Annotated in this window: 16 protein-coding genes; 9 read left to right on the top strand and 7 right to left on the bottom strand. The window is 65.1% G+C overall.

All coding sequences use genetic code 11. The features are described from left to right. Both DPR14_RS18230 and DPR14_RS18225 read right to left on the bottom strand, forming a co-directional pair. Nucleotides 1–519: a hypothetical protein gene (locus DPR14_RS18230; protein WP_158046424.1), complete on the bottom strand. Its 519-nt coding sequence runs from the start codon at nucleotides 517–519 to the stop codon at nucleotides 1–3. Continuing rightward, entirely contained in the window at nucleotides 516–1,733 is a 1,218-nt protein-coding gene (locus DPR14_RS18225) for a hypothetical protein (protein ID WP_192499016.1), read from the bottom strand. The genes DPR14_RS18230 and DPR14_RS18225 overlap by 4 nt, the downstream gene beginning before the upstream one ends. 340 nt (nucleotides 1,734–2,073) lie before the next feature. Here DPR14_RS18225 and DPR14_RS18220 point away from each other — a divergent pair, with 340 nt between their 5' ends. Both DPR14_RS18220 and DPR14_RS18215 read left to right on the top strand, forming a co-directional pair. Next, nucleotides 2,074–2,592 carry a hypothetical protein gene (locus DPR14_RS18220; RefSeq protein ID WP_158046422.1) on the top strand — a complete coding sequence of 173 codons (519 nt, stop codon included), beginning with the start codon at nucleotides 2,074–2,076 and terminating at the stop codon, nucleotides 2,590–2,592. Continuing rightward, entirely contained in the window at nucleotides 2,589–3,707 is a 1,119-nt protein-coding gene (locus DPR14_RS18215) for a CaiB/BaiF CoA transferase family protein (protein ID WP_158046421.1), read from the top strand. The genes DPR14_RS18220 and DPR14_RS18215 overlap by 4 nt, the downstream gene beginning before the upstream one ends. Nucleotides 3,708–3,713: 6 nt before the next feature. Here DPR14_RS18215 and DPR14_RS18210 read toward each other — a convergent pair whose 3' ends face one another. From DPR14_RS18210 to DPR14_RS18200, 3 genes are all read right to left on the bottom strand, one after another. Beyond that, nucleotides 3,714–4,880, bottom strand: a complete 1,167-nt coding sequence (locus DPR14_RS18210) for a GNAT family N-acetyltransferase (RefSeq protein ID WP_158046420.1) — start codon at nucleotides 4,878–4,880, stop codon at nucleotides 3,714–3,716. A 40-nt stretch (nucleotides 4,881–4,920) separates the two neighbouring features. Further along, nucleotides 4,921–5,388 carry a RidA family protein gene (locus DPR14_RS18205; protein WP_158046419.1) on the bottom strand — a complete coding sequence of 156 codons (468 nt, stop codon included), beginning with the start codon at nucleotides 5,386–5,388 and terminating at the stop codon, nucleotides 4,921–4,923. Between the two features lie 94 nt (nucleotides 5,389–5,482). Beyond that, nucleotides 5,483–7,237, bottom strand: coding sequence for a methyl-accepting chemotaxis protein (locus DPR14_RS18200; RefSeq protein ID WP_211103815.1), 1,755 nt, complete (start codon nucleotides 7,235–7,237; stop codon nucleotides 5,483–5,485). 219 nt (nucleotides 7,238–7,456) lie between these two features. On the opposite strand from DPR14_RS18200, the gene DPR14_RS18195 reads away from it, so the two are divergent. The 5 genes from DPR14_RS18195 (at nucleotide 7,457) to DPR14_RS18175 (ending at nucleotide 15,868) form a co-directional block, all read left to right on the top strand. Then, on the top strand, nucleotides 7,457–7,969 hold the full coding sequence (locus tag DPR14_RS18195; protein ID WP_158046417.1) for a hypothetical protein: 513 nt from the start codon (nucleotides 7,457–7,459) through the stop codon (nucleotides 7,967–7,969). Between the two features lie 176 nt (nucleotides 7,970–8,145). Then, complete coding sequence (locus DPR14_RS18190) at nucleotides 8,146–9,765, top strand: alpha-amylase family glycosyl hydrolase (RefSeq protein ID WP_158046416.1); 1,620 nt, start codon at nucleotides 8,146–8,148, stop codon at nucleotides 9,763–9,765. 1,218 nt (nucleotides 9,766–10,983) lie between these two features. Beyond that, nucleotides 10,984–12,930, top strand: coding sequence for a PrkA family serine protein kinase (locus DPR14_RS18185; protein WP_158046415.1), 1,947 nt, complete (start codon nucleotides 10,984–10,986; stop codon nucleotides 12,928–12,930). A gap of 20 nt (nucleotides 12,931–12,950) precedes the next feature. Further along, nucleotides 12,951–14,258 (top strand): YeaH/YhbH family protein, encoded by a 1,308-nt coding sequence (locus DPR14_RS18180; RefSeq protein WP_158046414.1) that lies wholly within the window; start codon nucleotides 12,951–12,953, stop codon nucleotides 14,256–14,258. Nucleotides 14,259–14,311: 53 nt separating this feature from the next. Next, a complete protein-coding gene (locus DPR14_RS18175; RefSeq protein ID WP_425500951.1) occupies nucleotides 14,312–15,868 on the top strand; it encodes a SpoVR family protein in 1,557 nt (518 codons plus the stop codon). Nucleotides 15,869–15,958: 90 nt separating this feature from the next. Here DPR14_RS18175 and DPR14_RS18170 read toward each other — a convergent pair whose 3' ends face one another. Further along, nucleotides 15,959–16,288: a DUF2934 domain-containing protein gene (locus DPR14_RS18170; protein WP_158046413.1), complete on the bottom strand. Its 330-nt coding sequence runs from the start codon at nucleotides 16,286–16,288 to the stop codon at nucleotides 15,959–15,961. Between the two features lie 419 nt (nucleotides 16,289–16,707). Between DPR14_RS18170 and DPR14_RS18165 the strand changes: the two genes are divergently transcribed. Together DPR14_RS18165 and DPR14_RS18160 are read left to right on the top strand one after the other, a co-directional pair. Beyond that, on the top strand, nucleotides 16,708–17,250 hold the full coding sequence (locus DPR14_RS18165) for a hemerythrin domain-containing protein (RefSeq protein ID WP_158046412.1): 543 nt from the start codon (nucleotides 16,708–16,710) through the stop codon (nucleotides 17,248–17,250). A 115-nt stretch (nucleotides 17,251–17,365) separates the two neighbouring features. Next, on the top strand, nucleotides 17,366–17,824 hold the full coding sequence (locus DPR14_RS18160) for an Rrf2 family transcriptional regulator (protein WP_158046411.1): 459 nt from the start codon (nucleotides 17,366–17,368) through the stop codon (nucleotides 17,822–17,824). Here DPR14_RS18160 and DPR14_RS18155 read toward each other — a convergent pair. Continuing rightward, nucleotides 17,821–18,507 carry a hypothetical protein gene (locus tag DPR14_RS18155; protein WP_158046410.1) on the bottom strand — a complete coding sequence of 229 codons (687 nt, stop codon included), beginning with the start codon at nucleotides 18,505–18,507 and terminating at the stop codon, nucleotides 17,821–17,823. The two genes, DPR14_RS18160 and DPR14_RS18155, sit on opposite strands and share 4 nt — an antisense overlap. Nucleotides 18,508–18,568 lie beyond the last annotated feature (61 nt).

Raw genomic sequence — 18,568 nt, 5'->3', positions numbered from 1 at the left:
CTATCCTTGTCCAAGTTGTTCGGAGTCGAGCCGCACCTGCCACAAGCGCGCGGCGTAGATGCAGAGCAGAGGCAACGACAGGGCGAGCGCATCCATTCCGGCCCGCGCCATGACGCCGTCCGGCGGATCGGTCAGCATGGTGCCCAGCACGCCCTTCAGCCCATCTGAAGAAAAGTCGCCGCTCGAAGTCCGGGCCATCGCCAGATCTACGACGCGGAACAGATAGGAGACCGGGAAGGCGCTAACGGCCAACAGCCCGCCCTCGGCCGTCACGCTGAGCCGCAAGAGCCTGAAATGCTGACTGCCCCGGTCTTTCCAGGCAAAGACGTTGTAGGCGCTGGCGACGGTCAGGCAGAACGCCACCAGTCCGCCCGCCGCGTCCAAGGTATGCGGAGCCTGCCAGGCGACGATAGTCCCGCCGATCGTCACGAGCACGCAGAACGATGCCAAGAGCAGGACCGCTATGGATAGTTGTCGCCCGAGCCATCGGACGATGCCGATCGTTCGGTTGCGGATCATGGCTTGCCGCTCCGGAAGCGTCTCCCGGCGAGTCCCGCGACGAAGACGATCAGGACCAGCGTAGGCAGGGTCGGCAGCGCCAGCAGGAAATGGGCCGCCGTCCAGGTCGAGCTGTCGGGCACGCCCGTCGGAAGACTGTTCAGGATGAAGGCCAGCCACATCGGGAAGCCGGCCAGAAGCAGCAGGGCCGCCAAAGCGGGCGCCCACCGGGAGACCGCCGAAAACCTCTCCGCCCGGAGACGCCAGGCGGACAGGACGATCGGCGCAAGGGCCGGCAACAGCATGCAGTCGATGAGGATCACGCCGGGGATCGCCAGGATCGGATTGGCGGCGACGATCAAAGCCACCGTCCGGACCATGGCCCACTTGCAGATCAGGATCGAAAGCAGCGCCACCGGCTGGTCGGTCCGGCCATGCGCCAGGAAATCGCGCCGCTCCGCCGCCGCAGGCGTGGAATCGAGGAAAGGCGATGCCCGGCTGGGGGTCTCGTCCAGGAACAGGGTCGAGGGAACCACGCCGGTCCTGGTGGCCGCGAAACCATCGGCCAGCTGTTCCTTCAGATACTGGAACCGTCCGGTATCGTACTTGAAGAGGCGATAGGTTGCCGAGAAGCCCAGTACGGCGATCAGGATCACGGCCAGGATCTTCATGACGGGAAGCTCATCGAGCCAATTCAACGGAATGAGGAACGGGATGACCAGCCCGCCGAGATATGCTGACAGGAAGACCGCGCTCACCTTGCCGAGATAGGTTGCGAAGGGAACCAACGCGGCGTCGCCCGTCCTGTGGTGGAACCATTCATGCTGAAGGAAGAAGAAGAAATGCTCGACGTTGGTCCTGGCCAAGCGGGCGATAGGCATGCTGACGAAGATGGTATCGCGGGTGACGACGCTTTGGTCTGACAGAACTATCTTCCGGTCCCGCAGATTGTCGGGGAGGGGCAGGTCCGGGTACAGCGTGGACAGCGGCTTACCGGCCATGGGCTTGCGCCGCTTGCGGCTGAGAACCCAGATCGCGCAGATGCCCGTCATGGTGATCAGGAAAAGCGGCCAGTCGAGATTCCATTCAGCCCGCAGAGCGACCGAATTGTTGATCAGGTAGGCCCAGAATTCCTGCTGTCCCTCGGGAGTCTTCATCAGTTCCGCTATTGCCGGCGAGTCCAGCACGATGCCGGCTGCGGCAAGCAGCATGACAAACGACAGCAGGTCGGCCACCGCTTTGACGGCAACAATGCACAGCAGACATTGGACGGCCACGAAGCCCCAGGTCAGACGCCTGGCCCTGGTAATCAGAAAATCCGAAGACAAGGGTGAATACGATAGTCCGGAGAAGACCATCTCGTTGCTCCGAATACATGCTGCTTGGAAGCATAATCAGAACATGATCTTCAAAAATCAATTTATTTAAAGATTAGTTATAGATGTAAGGCGCAAACCTCTGGAGGACGAGCCTGTCGGGAGTCCAGCCCGCGCTTCCGCTGTCCGACATGACGCATGACGATTTTTCACCGCCATGCTATAGGGTTGCCTCGGTCCGTCTGTCGGAAATCGTCCCTTGGTTCAACGCACCTACAAGCGCAGCGAAGTGGAAGGCCTGCTGCATGCGCTCGAGCGGCAGGCCCGCGAAGCCGCGAAGCTCGCCGCGGAGGCGCAGCGCGAGGCAGCCAACAACAGCTTTGTCGCATACCGCCATTTCCGGGAGAAAGTCGGAGAGTTCAAGGCTCTCTGCATCCTGATAGAGGGGCGCCTGAAGCATGTCGCCGACGGCCGGGTCGACGACCTGAAGACCGAGTTCGAGCGGATGGACATCCTGATGCTGGCCCTGCTGATCAAGGCCAGCATGCGCTTCTTCTTCGTCCTGTCGGCCAACACCATCCTCCCACTGGGCGCCCGCGAGATCTTCATCGCCGAGTTGCACAGCCTGTACGAGGCGCGCGAGAAGCTGCGGCGGCCCGACTATGTCAACCGGCTGAGCACAGGCCTCGCCAACGACCTCGACACGGCGGAGGCGATCCTGGAAGAGATCATCGACAAGGCGCCCGGACTGCTGAAGTTCGGGACCGGCGCGGTATGACGGGCGGGCTCCTCGACGGCATCCGCGTCCTCGATCTCAGCCAGTACCTGCCGGGTCCGTTCGCCGCCCAGATGCTGGCGGACATGGGCGCCGACGCGATCAAGGTCGAGCCGCCGTCTGGCGATCCGATGCGGCGGCTCGGCGCGATCGACTCGGACGGGCTGGCGCCCGCCTACAAGCTGGTGAATGCCGGCAAGACCGTCGTCCTGCTCGACCTGAAGTCGGCCGGGGGCCGGGCGTCGTTCGAGTCCCTGGTTCGGGCCGCCGACGTGCTGATCGAGAGTTATCGGCCGGGCACGCTGGACCGGCTCGGGCTTCCGCGCGCGCGACTCGGGGAGTTGAACCCGGGTCTTGTCCATGCCGCGCTGTCCGGCTGGGGGCAGGACGGCCCTTATCGGCTGCGCGCCGGCCACGACATCAATTACATGGCGCTGGGCGGCGGCCTGGCGTCTTCGGGAATGGCGGGCGTGCCGGCGATGGCCCATCCGCCGGTGGCCGACCATGCCGCCGCCGTCCAGACGGTCGCCGCGGTGTCGGCCGCCCTGTTCCGGCGGAGCAGGACCGGGCAGGGGGCTTTCCTGGACGTCAGCCTGATGGAGACCGTGTTGGGGTGGCAGTCCTGGCCGCTCACCCTGGCCCGGCGCGGAGCACCTCCCCGGCCGGCCGGCGACCTGCTGACGGGAGGCGCTGCCTGCTACCAGGTCTACAGGACGGCGGACGGCCGCTTCGTCAGCCTGGGCGCCATCGAGGGAAAGTTCTGGGCGGCTTTCTGCGCCACCCTGGGCCGACCCGACTGGACCCCGCGGCAGTTCGAACCGATGCCGCAGCGGGACCTGATCCGGGAGGTGGCCGGCGCGGTCGCGGCCGAGCCGCTGGCCCGCTGGGAAGCGCTATTCGCCGATGTGGATTGCTGCTTCGAGACGGTGGCGGAGCTGTCCGACGTTCCCGCCCATCCCCACGTCGCCGCGCGCGGGCAGGTGAGGGTTTCAGGGGACGCCGAGCCCCTGGTGGAGACCCTGTTCGGTCTGCGGGTCGACGGCGACCCGCCGCCGGTCCGGCCGGCCCTGCGGCAGCTCGACGTGGAAGCCGTCCTGGACCGCTGGAACGCAGCCTGATGCGGGTCAGCCGCAACCGTTCTCCTGCCGGAACGGGCTGTCCTGCATCAGGATCGCGATCTCGCTCTCCACGGCGGGCCGCTCGCGCCTGAGATAGTCGGCGATAGCGGCGCGGAAGCCCGGGTCGCGAATCCAGTGGGCGCTGTATGTCGGGGTCGGCAGATAGCCGCGCTGGATCTTGTGCTGGCCCTGGGCGCCGGCCTCGACCCGCTTCAGCCCGCGCTCGATCGCGAAATCGATGGCTCGGTAGTAGCACGCCTCGAAATGCAGGTGCTTGTAGGTCGCGAGGCAGCCCCAGTTGCGGCCGTAGAGCGTGTCGCTGCCGAGCAGGTTCAGGGCGCCCGCGACCCAGTCGCCGTCGTCCTCGACCAGGATCAGCACGACACGGTCGGCCATGGTTTCGCCGAGCTGGAGGAAGAACTTCCGGTTCAGGTAGGCGCTGCCCCATTTCCGGTCGCTGGTGTCCATGTAGAACTTGTAGAAGACGTCCCAGTGCTCCTGGCGCAGGTCGGGACCGGTCAGGGCGTGGATCTTCACGCCGGTTTCCGCCACTTCCCGCCGCTCCTTGCGGATCGACTTGCGCTTGCGGGAGTTCAGCTCGCCCAGGAAATCGTCGAAGCTGCCGTAGCCGCGGTTCTCCCAGTGGTACTGCTGCCCGATCCGCTGGAGCCAGCCGGCCTCGCCGAAGCGGTTCCAATCCGATTCGGTCGGGAAGGTGACGTGGATCGAGGAAACCGCGTGACGGAGGCCCAGCTGCTCCATGGTGGAGATCAGGGCCGGCGCCACTCCGTCCGGCGCCTCCGGGTGGACCAGCAGCCGCGGCCCGGTCACCGGCGTGAATGGGACGGCGGCCTGGAGCTTGGGATAATAGCTGCCGCCCGCCCGCTCGTAGGCGTTCGCCCAGGCGTGGTCGAACACGTATTCGCCGTAGGAGTGGCTTTTCAGGTATAGCGGGACAGCTCCCCAGATCCCGCCGTCCGGGCTTTCGAGCACCAGATGCTGGGGCTGCCAGCCGGTCGCGGCGCGGCAGGACCCGCTGTCTTCGAGCGCCCCGAGGAAGGCGTGGCTGAGGAACGGGTTCTCCGCGCCGGCACAGGCATCCCAGGCGGCGGCGTCCACCGCGCCGATACCCGGTATCACCTTGACCGTGATGCTGTCGTTTCCGTCTGGCATGACCAGAGAATTAGACGTTTCGCGCTGCGGCGCAAGACGCTCACTTCAGTTCGAAGACCGCCTCGACCTCCACCGAGCATCCCAGCGGCAGCGACGGGGCTCCGACCGCGAACCGGGCGTGCTTTCCCGCTTCGCCGAAGACCTCCAGCATCAGCTCCGACGCGCCGTTGATCACCTTGGGATGGTCGTTGAAATCGGGGCCGCAATTGACGAAGCCGCCCAGCTTGAGGCATCGCGCCACCTTGTCGAGGTCGCCGCCGCAGGCAGCATCCACCTGGGCCAGGATGTTGAGCGCGCAGACTCGGGCGCAGGCATGGCCGTCCTCGACCGACAGGTCGGTGCCGACCTTGCCCTTGTGGGTCAGCGCGCCGTCGCGCATGGGGATCTGGCCGGAGACGAACAGCATCTTGCCGGACAGGGTATAGGGCACGTAGGCCCCCGCCGGAGCCGCGACTTTCGGCAGGTCGATGCCCAGTTCCTTCAGGCGCGCCGCGATGGTTCCCGCCATGGTTATCTTCCCTTCCTGTGTCGTTATGTCGGAAGGAAGGACCATAGCGGGACATTACGCCGCGGGCCAGGGGGGGGCGGGCCAGGGGAGGAAATCAGGCGCTCAGCTTGTAGCGCCCGACGAGCTGGTCGAGCTGGTGCGCCAGCCGGCTGAGTTCCGCGGCGGCGCTCGATGTCTCGGTAGCGCCGGCCGCGGTGCTCTGCGCGATGGCGACCATCGTGCGGACCGCCTCGCTAACCAGTTGGGCTTCCATCGCCGTCTGGCTGGTGTCCGACGCGACCGCCTTGGCCGAGGTCGCGACCTGCCCGACATTGCGCCCGATCTCGCTGGTGGTGGCGCTCTGCTGGTCCACCTCGGCCGCGATCGAGCCGGCGATCCGGTCGATCTGGGAGATGACCTCGTGGATCGCGCCGATCGATCCGGAGACCCTGGCCATGGCGTCGGCGACCTGGTCGATCGAGGTGACCGACCGCTCCGTCTGGTCCTGCGTCGCCGTGATCCGCTCGGCGATCTGCTCCGCGGCCCGGGCGCTCTGGGTCGCCAGGTTCTTGACCTCGGTCGCGACCACGGCGAAACCCTTGCCCGCCTCCCCGGCGCGCGCCGCCTCGATCGTGGCGTTCAGGGCCAGCAGGTTGGTCTGCTCGGCGATGTCCGAGATCACCTGGATGACCTCGCCGATCTCCGTGCTGTTCTGGGAGAGCTGGCGGATGTTGTCGACCGCCGACCTGATCGCCTGCTCGGCTCCCCGCAGGGTCGCACGCGCCTGGTCGGCGGCGGCCGAGGCCTTGTGGGCGACATCGGAGCTGGCCGCGGCATGGCGCGCCACTTCCCGGATAGAGGCCGTCATCTCCTCCGACGCGGTCGCCACGCCGTCGGCGCTGGTCGCCAGCTCCTCGGCGATCGAGGTCAGGTCGCCGACGGCGCCGACCACGCCGACCACGGCGCTGTTGATCTGGTCGGCGTGGCCGTTCATGGTTTCCGCGTTCCGGCTCATCTCCTCCGCGGAAGCGGTGAGTTCGACCGACGCGGCGGAGACCGAGCCGCTGGCTTCGCCGACCTGTCCCAGGCTGTCCTTCAGACTCTCCAGCAGATGGTTGAAGTCCCGCGCCATGGCGCCGATCTCGTCGCCGGTGTCGATGCCGACCGTCCGCGACAGATCGCCCGTCCGCGCGGCCGATATGGAGTCCTGCATGACCGGGATCGGGCGGACGATGGCGCGGGCCAGGGCCGCCGCGATAAGTCCCTGGACGGCCAGGATGGCGAGGCAGACCGCTCCCAGTTCAAGGCCGATCCAGAGGAAGGCGGTCTCGGCGTCGTCCACGTAGAGCCCCGAGCCGACGACCCAGTCCCACGGCTTGTAGTGGCTGGAGTAGCCGATCTTCGGCTGCGGCTCCGTCGATCCCGCCTTCGGCCAGACATAGCTGACGATGGCCGAACCGTCGGCGATCGCGCGCCGGGTCATCTCGCCGACGAAAGCGAACCCGTTGGCGTCCCTGGTGTCCCGCAGGTTCCTGCCGACCAGCTGGGGGCTGGTGCCGTGCGCGATGACCGTGCCGGACGGGTCGAGGACGAAGAAATACTCCCCGTCCGCATATCGCAGGGCGGTGATGCCGGCCAGGGCCGCCGCCTTCGCGGCATCCAGCGTCATGGATCCTGCCGCGGCGAGCTTGGCATGATGATCGATCTGGGCGACGGCGACCTCCACCAGATGACGCGTCTGGACCTGCCGGTCCGCGAACATCTGGCTTCTCAGGGTGCCAAGGGCCGCGGCGGCGACGGTCAGCAGTCCCACCAGGCCGACTCCGACGATCAGGAGGATCTTTCGCCTTATGCTCATTCCGGAGAACATGGTTGCCATCCTCGGCGGGGGTTCTTGATTTTGCCTTCTTTCCGTATCTATCGGTCCATTTCGCGAATTTAAGGTTAATTCGTTGGGCCGGGTGCGGGTTGGGCGGGGCTCCTGCGCCACTCTGTCGCGCCTATGCCCTCCAGACATGTTGCGAATGACTCTCAACAGGAGTATTCATGGATGAATGATGCGAGTGATTATCACTTTCAGAGAGGCCCCATGTCGTACCAGATGCTCGATCGATCGACCGCCAGCATGCCGGACCTCGATTTCATCCCGGAGCAGGAGGATGCCGAATCCCTGATCGTGTGGGCGTTCCGCCGCTGGGTGCTGGGCGTGCGCCATCAGGCGCCGGAACAGTGGGAGACGGTCTGGCGCGGGCTGCGGCGGCGGTGCGGCGAGCCGGTCGCGCGCGAGGCGGCGGCGGCGCTGGCCGAGATGATCGAGGCGCTGCGCCGGACTGCGCGGCGGACCATCACCCACCACCAGCCCTGCTGCCGTTGCGTCGGCGACGACGAGGCCCTGCTGCTGGTCCTCCTCGGCGCCTGCCAGCGGGGAGACGGGCTGCTGGCCCGGACCGCGGCGCAGTCGCTGTCCGGCATCGCCCATCCCGACGGCCTGCTGGAAGGGGCGATGCGCCTCGCCGGGGCCTTCGCCGAACGGGGCCTGATGCTGCCTTGCCGCGACATGCCGACAAGCTCGGCCGTTCCGGACGGCATCATGATCCATTAGTGTTTCCGCAGGAACGAATGATTCCCCTACTTCATGTCTTGCGATGCGTTGGGCCGCGGCCCAACGCATCGAATCAAATGTCTAGGCCGGAACACTAGAGACGGAACGGTTGGAGCCGTTTGCCGGATACGCGCGTTTCTCCCGCGAACCGCAGGTATCGGAAAAGGTATTAAGCCATGCACAAGACCGGCACGGCCTGGTGGCAGCACGGCATCGTCTATCAGATTTATCCACGATCGTTCCAGGACAGCGATGGCGACGGCATCGGCGATCTGCCGGGCATCATGGGTCGCCTGGACCATCTGGTTGAACTGGGCGTCGATGCCGTCTGGCTGTCCCCGATCTTCCCCTCGCCGATGGCCGACTTCGGGTACGACGTCGCCGATTTCACCGGCGTCGACCCGATCTTCGGCACCCAGGAGCAGTTCGATGCGCTGGTGACCGAAGTCCACCGGCGCGGGCTGAGGCTGATCCTGGACTTCGTGCCGAACCACACGTCGGACCGCCACCCCTGGTTCGAGGAGGCGAGGCGCTCCCGGGACTCCGCGAAGCGCGACTGGTACATCTGGCGCGACCCGGCGCCCGACGGCGGCCCGCCGAACAACTGGCTGAGCAATTTCGGCGGCAGCGCCTGGGAATACGACGCGGCGACAGGTCAGTATTACTACCATGCTTTCCTGAAGGAGCAGCCGGACCTCAACTGGCGCAATCCCGCCGTCCGCGCGGCGATGTTCGACGCGCTCCGCTCATGGATGGCGCGCGGTGTCGACGGCTTCAGGGTCGATGTGATCTGGCATCTGATAAAGGACGACCAGTTCCGGGACAATCCGGTATCGCCGGATTGGAAGCCGGGCATGGATCCGTTCCATCAGCTCGTCCCCCTCTACACCGCCGACCGGCCCGAAGTGCTGGACCTGGTGCGCGAGATGCGCGCCGTGATCGACGAGTACGACGACCGGGTGCTGATCGGGGAGATCTACCTGCCCCTGGAGCGGCTGATGGCCTATTACGGCGCCGACCTGACCGGCGCGCACATGCCGTTCAATTTCCAATTGATCGATGCCCCGTGGCATGCCCGGACCCTGGAGGGGCTGATCAACGAATACGAAGGGGGCTTGCCGCCCGGGGGATGGCCCAACTGGGTCCTCGGCAACCACGACAAGCCGCGGATCGCCAGCCGCGTCGGCCCCGCCCAGGCGCGTGTCGCCGTGATGCTGCTGCTGACGCTTCGAGGAACCCCGACGTTCTATTACGGCGACGAACTGGGGATGGAGAACGGTCTTATACGGCCCGACCAGGTCCGGGACCCGTTCGAGAAGAACGTGCCCGGCAGGGGATTGGGGCGGGACCCGCAGCGTACGCCGATGCAGTGGAGCGCCGCGCCCAATGCCGGCTTCACCACCGGCCAGCCCTGGCTTCCGGTTTCCGACAGCTTCAGCGAGGTCAACGTGGAGGCGCAATCCGGTGACCGGAGGTCGATGCTCTCCCTGTGCCGCGCCCTGATCGCGCTCCGCCGGGGCGAGCCGGCCCTGGCGGCCGGCGCGTTCGAGCCGGTCTCCGCCGAGGGCGACCTCCTGGTCTACCAGCGCATCTGGGGAACCGACCGCTTCGCCGTCGCGCTGAACCTCGGATCGACGGCCGCCCGGATCGCTCTGCCCGAGCGCTTCGCCGACGGACGGATCCACCTGTCCACGCATCTGGACCGGTCCGACGCCCTCGTCGGCGCCACCGTGGAATTGCGCGCCGACGAGGGCGTGATCATCGCTCCGGCGAAATCCGCTCAGGTCAAACCGTGATGGTGAAGTCGTGATGGTTAAGCCGGGCCCCGCTCAGGCGAGGTCCGGCTGACTGCCGGGGAATCGGGGATCCCGCGGGTCGGTGGGCGAACCCGGTACTTTGCCCGGGATGATGCCGGTCTGTTCCTGTTCGCCCGGCGGCTTGTCGCGGCCGGTCCCGGGTGTATCCCCGTGTTCCTGCCCCGGCTTAGGTGTCGGATCGGCCATTTCCATCCTCCTGTTTTATTCCTGCAACAGGGGGCGTGGCGGCGGGGTTGCACGGTTCCAAAAGGTGTCACCCGACCGGTCTATCGAGTCGGTGTCATCGAACTGCAAGATTCGTCTTCGACGGCGGTTTCGGATGCCGCGCAAGGCGGAACGAGTACGCCTTGGGTGTGTTTGATAAATCACAGCGCATACGGAGATACTGGTTGAAGGCACCCGCGAAGTGGTGCCGCTCCCGCGCCGATCGGCTGAAAATGACGGGGAGGCTGGAGTACGGACGCATTCGGGAAACCGTGCGCGTTCGTGAACCTGCCCACATTCCACAGGGTGGGAACGGTGCACTCATATCCGCTCTTGCCCCAATGCCCGCTTGTGTTTGAAACTCCTTGTTAACGAAACGCCACTTAACGTAACGATTAACCATCAGGGTGTCTGGAAGGGGAACGGCTTGAAGCAACGAACCGCAGACCGTCACAGCATCAGCCGGGCGACTTCGTCCGACTGCCGCGCCGAGGGTTCGCCGTTCCGGCCACGGCCGATTTCGCCTGACACGTACACCTCGCGATGGGGTGCCCTTGATCGAGCCGCCGATAAGGCTGCTTCAGATCACCGCAGTGCGGTATACTCCGTCTTGCCATCGAATAGTCCAATTCCGGGGCAAACATGCGGGGATGTTTGGGGCAGAGTGGCTGACGCAACATTCTTTGGAAAAACCGGCTCTCGAACCGCTGCGCCAAGCCGGCGCGTGCAATTATGGCACCGCGTTAGAAATCTCTTTGAGACTAGCTATATAGATTCGATGAACGCGAACCGTCCGTGGTCTAGGCTATTTCGTTATGCTGCCGGGAACTTTCTTGTCCGGAGAAGTAACGATACAGAAAAGGATAGCCTCAGGGATCGGCGGGGAGGAGTGACGACTTTCGTTGCCTGCGGCAGCCCTGGCGGAGAAGTAGACGTATGAAGCCAGTCGAGCGCTGCAGGATCAATGGAGACCCTTTCACAGAGGAGTGACCGATGTTCCCGGCCGACGACCTGTTTTCACGCTACGCACAGAATTACGAGGGTCGCAAAGAAGTCGAGATGACCCTCGTCGAGTACCTTGAAGCGTGCAAGAGCGATCCTCTGATCTACTCCACCGCCGCGGAGCGCCTCCTCGCGGCCATCGGGGAGGCGGAGGTCGTGGATACTGCCAAGGACCCGCGCCTGGGCCGTATCTTCATGAACCGCACGATCAAGGTTTATCCCGCCTTCAGCGACTTCTACGGCATGGAGGAGACGATCGAGCGCATCGTCGGCTTCTTCCGGCATGCCGCGCAGGGGTTGGAGGAGCGCAAGCAGATCCTCTACCTGCTGGGCCCGGTCGGCGGCGGCAAGTCGTCCCTCGCCGAACGGCTGAAGTCGTTGATGGAGCATCAGCCGATCTACGCGCTGAAGGCCGGCAAGGAGGTCAGCCCGCTGTTCGAAAGCCCTCTGGGCCTGTTCGACCCCGAGCAGATGGGCCCCGTGCTGGAGGACAAGTTCGGCATCCCCCGCCGGCGCCTGACCGGCCTGATGAGCCCCTGGGCGGTCAAGCGGCTCGACGAATTCGGCGGCGACATCTCCAAGTTCCGCGTCGTCCGGCTGATGCCGTCCAAGCTGCGCCAGGTCGGCGTTTCCAAGACCGAGCCGGGTGACGAGAACAACCAGGACATCTCCAGCCTGGTCGGCAAGGTCGATATCCGCAAGCTGGAGATGTTCAGCCAGAACGACCCGGACGCCTACAGCTTCTCCGGCGGCCTGAATCGCGCGACCCAGGGCATCCTGGAATTCGTCGAGATGTTCAAGGCGCCGATCAAGATGCTGCACCCGCTGCTGACGGCGACCCAGGAAGGCAACTATGTCGGCACCGAGAATATCGGCGCCATGCCGTTCCAGGGCATCATCCTGGCCCACTCCAACGAGGCGGAGTGGCAGAGCTTCAAGAACAACAAGAACAACGAGGCCTTCATCGACCGCATCTGCGTGATCAAGGTGCCGTACTGCCTGCGGGTGACCGAAGAGCAGAGCATCTATCACAAGCTGATCCAGGGCAGCGACCTGTCGGCCGCCCCCTGCGCGCCGGCGACGCTGCAGATGATGGCCCGCTTCTCGGTCCTGTCGCGCCTGCGGGAGCACGAGAATTCCAGCATCTATTCCAAGATGCGGATTTACGACGGCGAGACCTTGAAGGAGACCGATCCCAAGGCCCGGTCGATGCAGGAATACCGCGACGCGGCCGGCGTCGACGAGGGCATGGAGGGCATTTCGACCCGCTTCGCCTTCAAGGTGCTGGCGGCGACCTTCAACTATGACAACACCGAGATCTCGGCCGATCCGGTCCACCTGATGTATGTGCTCGAGCAGTCGATCAAGCGCGAGCAGTTCCCGGAGGACACCGAGAAGCGCTACCTGGAATTCATCAAGGGCGAACTGGCGCCGCGCTACGCGGAGTTCATCGGCAACGAGATCCAGAAAGCCTACCTGGAATCCTACCACGACTATGGTCAGAACCTGTTCGACCGCTATGTCGATTATGCCGACGCCTGGATCGAGGATCAGGACTTCAAGGATCCCGACACCGGCCAGCTGATGAACCGCGACCTGCTGAATCAGGAACTGACCAAGATCGAGAAGCCCGCGGGGATCGCCAATCCCAAGGACTTCCGGAACGAGGTGGTCAAGTTCGCCCTGCGGGCCCGGGCCAACAACGCCGGCCGGAACCCGTCATGGACGTCCTACGAGAAGATCCGGGAAGTCATCGAGCGGCGCATGTTCAGCCAGGTGGAGGACCTGCTGCCCGTGATCAGTTTCGGCAGCAAGAAGGACAGCGAGACCGAGAAGAAGCATTCCGACTTCGTCGAGCGTATGATGGATCGGGGCTACACTGAACGGCAGGTCCGCCGGCTGGTCGAGTGGTACATGCGAGTGAAGCAGGCCGGCTGAGGGAAGGAAAGTTCACTGATATGAACATCATTGACCGGCGCCTCAATCCCAAGGGCAAAAGCCTGGCAAACCGCCAGCGCTTCCTGCGCCGCGCCAAGGAGCAGATCGTCAAGGCGGTGCGCGACAGCTCGGGCAAGCGCAGCATCCAGGACATCGAGAACGGCGACAAGATCTCGATATCCACCGGAGGCGTGCGCGAGCCGTCCTTCCACCGCTCGGCGAGCGGTGGACTGCGCGAGCACGTGGTGCCGGGCAACAAGGAGTTCGTGGAAGGTGACACCATCCCGCGGCCGGAAGGCGGCGGCGGGCGGGGTGGCTCGGAGGGCAGCCCCGACGGCGATGGCGAGGACGATTTCCGCTTCGTGCTGAGCCGGGAGGAGTTCCTGGACATCTTCATGGAAGACCTGGAACTGCCCGATCTGGTCAAGCAGAAGATCAAGCAGACGGAGAACTACTCGCTGCACCGCGCCGGTTACAGTTCCAGCGGGTCGCCGTCGAACCTCAACCTGGTGCGCACCATGCGCAACAGCCTGTCGCGGCGCATAGCACTCCGCCGGCCCAAGCCGGAGGAGATCGAACGCCTCGAACAGGAGATCGCCGACCTCGAAGCCGGCGGCACCGACGACGCGCGGCTGGCGGAGCTGCGCGGCGAGCTGGAGCGCCAGCTCCGGCGCAGCAAGGTGATCCCGTACCTCGACCCGGTGGACGTCCGCTACAACCGGTTCGAGCGGGTGCCCCGTCCCGTGGCCCAGGCGGTGATGTTCTGCCTGATGGACGTTTCCGGGTCCATGACGGAGCATATGAAGGACCTCGCCAAGCGGTTCTTCATCCTGCTTTACCTGTTCCTGAAGCGGCGCTACCGCCATGTCGACATCGTCTTCATCCGGCACACCCACGAGGCCAAGGAAGTCGACGAGGAAACCTTCTTCTACAGCGCCGAGACGGGCGGCACCGTCGTCTCCACCGCGCTGGAGGAGATGCGCCGGATCATCGCGGACCGTTATCCCGAGGCGGAGTGGAACATCTACGCGGCGCAGGCGTCGGACGGCGACAACATGTCGAACGACAATGCCAAGTCGGCGGCCCTGCTGGAGAACGTGATCCTGCCCATGTGCCAGTACTTCGCCTATATCGAGGTCAGCCAGGATTACGAGGGCGGCCTGGGCGGCGCGCTCGGCTCGACGCTGGGACGCGAAACCGATCTCTGGCGGACCTACAAGCTGGTGGCGAAACCGGGAGCCCCGATCGCGATGCGCAAGGTCCGGACCCGCCGGGAGATCTTCCCGGTGTTCCGCGACCTGTTCTCGCGGGAAAACGCGACGGCCTGAGAAGCGGCCACATCCAGGTAGCGGGCCCGGGTAGCGGGCCAGAGGAACGACAGATGTCCATGCAGATGCTCGACGACGGCAACAAGTTGATCTTCGAAGGCGCGGACTGGGATTACGACAAGATCAAGCGCGCCTATGACGCGATCGAGCGGATCGCGTTCGACGAGATGGGTCTGGACATCTATCCGAACCAGATCGAGGTGATCACGGCCGAGCAGATGCTGGACGCCTACTCGTCCATCGGCATGCCGCTGATGTACAAGCACTGGTCGTTCGGCAAGCATTTCGCGCAGGACGAGACCCTGTACCGCAAGGGCCTGCGCGGCTTGGCCTACGAGATCGTGATCAACTCCAGCCCCTGCATCAGCTATATCATGGAGGAGAATTCCATGACGATGCAGACGCTGGTGATCGCCCACGCCGCGTTCGGCCACAACCACTTCTTCAAGAACAACAACCTGTTCCGCCAGTGGACCGATGCCAGGGGCATCCTGGACTATCTGGAGTTCGCCAAGACCTTCATCCTCAAATGCGAGGAGCGCTACGGCCATCAGGCCGTCGAGCGGACCCTCGATGCCGCCCATGCGCTGATGAGCCACGGCGTCCACCGCTATCCGCGCAAGCAGCCGCTCGACCTGCGGGAAGAGCAGCGCCGCGAGGATGAGCGGCAGGAATATAACCGCAAGATGTACAACGACCTCTGGCGGACGGTCCCGACCAAGCCGGGGGTCAAGGAGTCGGTCTCCGCGGTCGAGAACCGCAAGGCGCTGCTGGCGCTGCCCGAGGAGAACATCCTCTATTTCCTGGAAAAGAAGGCGCCGCGCCTGCACCAGTGGCAGCGCGAGATCCTGCGCATCGTCCGCCGGGTCGCCCAGTACTTCTATCCGCAGAAGCAGACCAAGCTGATGAACGAGGGGTGCGCCACCTACACCCACTACTACATCATGAACCGGCTGCACCAGAAGGGGCTGATGTCCGACGGGGCGCTGCTGGAGTTCCTGCATTCCCACACCAGCGTCGTGTTCCAGCCGAACTTCGACGATCCCCGGTTCAGCGGAATCAATCCCTACGCCATCGGCTTCGCGATGATGCAGGACATCGAGCGCATCGCGACCAATCCGACCGAAGAGGACCGGGAGTGGTTCCCCGACTACGCCGGCAACGGCGATGCCATGGGGACGCTGCGCGAGGCCTGGGCCAACTTCCGCGACGAGAGCTTCGTCCTCCAGTATCTTAGCCCGGCGCTGATGCGCAAGATGCGCATGTTCGAGGTGCGGAACGATGCGTCCGAGCCCGAGATGCTGGTCGAGGCGATCCACAACGAGCGTGGCTACCGCAAGGTCCGCAAGGCCCTGGCCCGCCAGTACGACATCGGCTATCTGGAGCCCGACATCCAGATCGTGGACGTGGACCTGGCAGGCGACCGCAAGCTGATCCTCCAGCACCGGGTGATCAACCGCGTGCTGCTGGACGAGAGCGACGCCCGGGCGGTGCTCCGCCACATCGCCAATCTCTGGGGCTACGAGGTGATGCTGATGGAGGTGGACGCCACGACCGAAGCGGTCCTGAAGGAGCACACCGTCTCGGCCAGTTCGCTGCTGCTGAGCTGAGGGCTGCGTTTGCCGCGGGTCGGCCGAAGGCCGACCCGCGGCAAACGTCACCGGCGGGCGTATGGAACTACGCCTCCGGAGCGGCCCGTTTCAGGCACCGCCGCCCGTTTCGTTCTGAACGCCGGGTTTCGTCGCCTGCTTGCCGAACTGGTCGGCGTCGGTGCCTTCGGCCGCCCCGATCTCCGGGCTGCCGGAAACTTCGCGCATTGCGCCCGCCGCGTCGGAGATGCTGCCCATCGCCTTGTCCTCGTCGGCGCCGGACTGCAGGCCCGCGCCGGTCTGAAGATCGCCTTCGGCCTGATCCCCGCCGCCGCTGGCCTCGCGCATGGCCTGTTCCCAGTGTTCCTGCTGCCTGCCTTCGGGCTGACCCTCCTGCTGCCATATCTCGTAGGCGCGCTGTCTGATGCGGTCGAGGTCCATGGTGGTCTCCTGGGTCAAGAGGGGTGTAGCCGGCCGAAGGCCGCATCGGTGCCAACAGGGCGGCGACGGGATGATCGCGCCTTGTCCGACACCTACCACCGGAGGCGATTCATGCTGGATTCGGTCCCCGTCCGGGAGGATGATCGGACGAGCCGTCATCACCGGACCATGGGGAGGGAACAATGAAGCACGCGAAGAAGCGGCGTACCGGCATCGATCCGCTCTATCTGATCATCGGCGGCGCCTTGCTGCTGCTGGTCATCCTGTTCAGCTTCATGTGGTAGCATCCGCGCGGTTTGTCGCATCGCAGCAGACGCGCCGCGGGCATAGACTCCTGATCGGCACAAAAACAATGGACGACCCGCGCAGGGTCCGGACACTGCCAGATCGTCCTGTCACCGACAGGAAGGAGACTTGCGATGACGCCTGCAATCATCACGGCGATCAATGACGAGCATCGGACGATAGCGAAACTGCTTCACCTGATCGATCGACAGGTGACCCTGTTCAACGACTCCGAGACGCCCGACCTGGATCTGCTTCACCTGATCATGGACTATACCCAGGCGTACCCCGACCTCTACCACCATCCCAAAGAGAACGCGGTCTTCCTGAAGCTCAAGGAGCGGGAGCCGGCCTTCGCCGACGCGGTGGACGCGCTGCTCGAAGACCACGGTCGGATGCCCCAGGTCTCGGCCAAGTTCGCCACGTTGGTCGAGCAGCTGATCGAGGACGCGACCATGTCGCGCGACGTCTTCGTAAAGGCGGCCATGGACTACGTCGATTTCCAGCGGGCCCACATGATGCGCGAGGTGGGCGACGTGCTCCCCGCCGCCGCGCGCGTCCTGACTGCCGAAGACTGGGCGGAGCTGGAAGGCACGATCGGTCGGCAGGAGGATCCGCTGACCAGCGGCAGGGCCCATTACCAGAAGCTGGGAGAATTGCTTCTGAGCGAGCCGTGAACCGGTCCGGGCGCGGGGTCGTCTCCCTTGAGGGATTCCTTAAGGGGACTACTCCGCGCCGGGATAAAAGTTATATATCGGGTGCATCATTAATCCGGCCGGCTCGGAGTTCGCCATGCGCCTGACCACCTATACCGACTATTCCCTGCGGGTCCTGATCTACCTGGGGGTTCGGAAGGACGAACTGGTCACCATCAAGCAGATTTCCGACCATTACGGCATTTCCAACAACCACCTGCTGAAGGTGGTCCACCAGCTCGGCCTGATGGGATTCGTCGAGACCGTGCGCGGCCGGAACGGCGGCCTGCGGCTCGCCCGGCCTGCGGCGCAGATCGTGATCGGCGACGTGGTGCGCAAGATGGAACAGGACATGGCCCTGGTGCAGTGTTTCGACGCGGAGGGCGCCGCGGGGTGCCGGATCGTCTCCGCCTGTGTCCTGAAAAGGGCGTTGGGCCGGGCGCTCCAGGCTTTCCTCGACGTGCTGGACCAGTACACGCTGGCCGAGCTCGTGGAGCCGAAGGTCCGCCTGGCCGAACTGCTTCAGCTCGACGGCGTCGCGAGCGCCGGGGCCTAGCCCTCGGCGACGAGCCCGCGGGCGGGGAGCTGCTTCGGCCGCTCCGAGCCCTGGCGGTCCCCTGAGGGGCGGTGCAGGTCGCGCAGCCTGCGCTCGGCGGCGGCGATGCTCTCGTTGTTGCGCCGGGCATCGGCGTCGATCGCGTCCAGCAGCGAGCGCAGCATCACGCGCAGGCGGTCGTTCTCGTTGACCAGCCGGCTGTTGTCCGAAGCCAGCTTCGCCATGGAGGCCCGGGCCATCGAAAGCTCGGCGGCCTGGCGCTCCAGCGTGCCGGAGAAGGCCTCGATCTGGGACAGCAGGGACTCGCCGCTGTTCTTGGCGGCGTCCAGGCGGGCGAGCGTGGCTTGGCATTCGTCGAACAAGGGATCCTCGTGCGCGCTGGTGTCTGCGGAAAGTTCGAGGACTCCGTCCTCCCCGTCGTCCTGGTCGGCGGCCTCCTCGAACTTCGGCCGTTGGGATCCTCGTGCGGGCGGTTCGTCGCTGAGCTGACCGATCAGCGTCGCGATCGCGTGCAGGTCGTCGGTCATCTTCGGTTCGGCGGTGGCGGAGGAGGAGGGGGCGCCGGACAGACGCTCGCGCTGGGGCCTGGGCGGCGAGATCGCGGGCAGCGCCCGCGTCTCACCATCCTTCTGGGATTGGGGCAGGTTGTCCACCTTGCCCCGAACCAGGAAATTCAATGACATCGGCGAAGCTCCGCACGGTTCGAGCCTGTGATGTCATTGGTTATCGTCCATTAAGCTTAAT

This window comes from Skermanella pratensis (genome assembly GCF_008843145.1).
Lineage (GTDB): Bacteria > Pseudomonadota > Alphaproteobacteria > Azospirillales > Azospirillaceae > Skermanella > Skermanella pratensis.
This window is presented reverse-complemented; position numbering and strand designations above follow the sequence as displayed.

Coding starts and splice junctions, on each gene's coding strand:
- DPR14_RS18155 (WP_158046410.1), bottom strand. CDS start 18,507: ATGTCATTGAATTTCCTGGTTCGGGGCAAGGTGGACAACCTGCCCCAA.
- DPR14_RS18180 (WP_158046414.1), top strand. CDS start 12,951: ATGAACATCATTGACCGGCGCCTCAATCCCAAGGGCAAAAGCCTGGCA.
- DPR14_RS18165 (WP_158046412.1), top strand. CDS start 16,708: ATGACGCCTGCAATCATCACGGCGATCAATGACGAGCATCGGACGATA.
- DPR14_RS18160 (WP_158046411.1), top strand. CDS start 17,366: ATGCGCCTGACCACCTATACCGACTATTCCCTGCGGGTCCTGATCTAC.
- DPR14_RS18170 (WP_158046413.1), bottom strand. CDS start 16,288: ATGGACCTCGACCGCATCAGACAGCGCGCCTACGAGATATGGCAGCAG.
- DPR14_RS18200 (WP_211103815.1), bottom strand. CDS start 7,237: ATGTTCTCCGGAATGAGCATAAGGCGAAAGATCCTCCTGATCGTCGGA.
- DPR14_RS18195 (WP_158046417.1), top strand. CDS start 7,457: ATGTCGTACCAGATGCTCGATCGATCGACCGCCAGCATGCCGGACCTC.
- DPR14_RS18185 (WP_158046415.1), top strand. CDS start 10,984: ATGTTCCCGGCCGACGACCTGTTTTCACGCTACGCACAGAATTACGAG.
- DPR14_RS18215 (WP_158046421.1), top strand. CDS start 2,589: ATGACGGGCGGGCTCCTCGACGGCATCCGCGTCCTCGATCTCAGCCAG.
- DPR14_RS18230 (WP_158046424.1), bottom strand. CDS start 519: ATGATCCGCAACCGAACGATCGGCATCGTCCGATGGCTCGGGCGACAA.
- DPR14_RS18210 (WP_158046420.1), bottom strand. CDS start 4,880: ATGCCAGACGGAAACGACAGCATCACGGTCAAGGTGATACCGGGTATC.
- DPR14_RS18175 (WP_425500951.1), top strand. CDS start 14,312: ATGTCCATGCAGATGCTCGACGACGGCAACAAGTTGATCTTCGAAGGC.
- DPR14_RS18205 (WP_158046419.1), bottom strand. CDS start 5,388: ATGGCGGGAACCATCGCGGCGCGCCTGAAGGAACTGGGCATCGACCTG.
- DPR14_RS18190 (WP_158046416.1), top strand. CDS start 8,146: ATGCACAAGACCGGCACGGCCTGGTGGCAGCACGGCATCGTCTATCAG.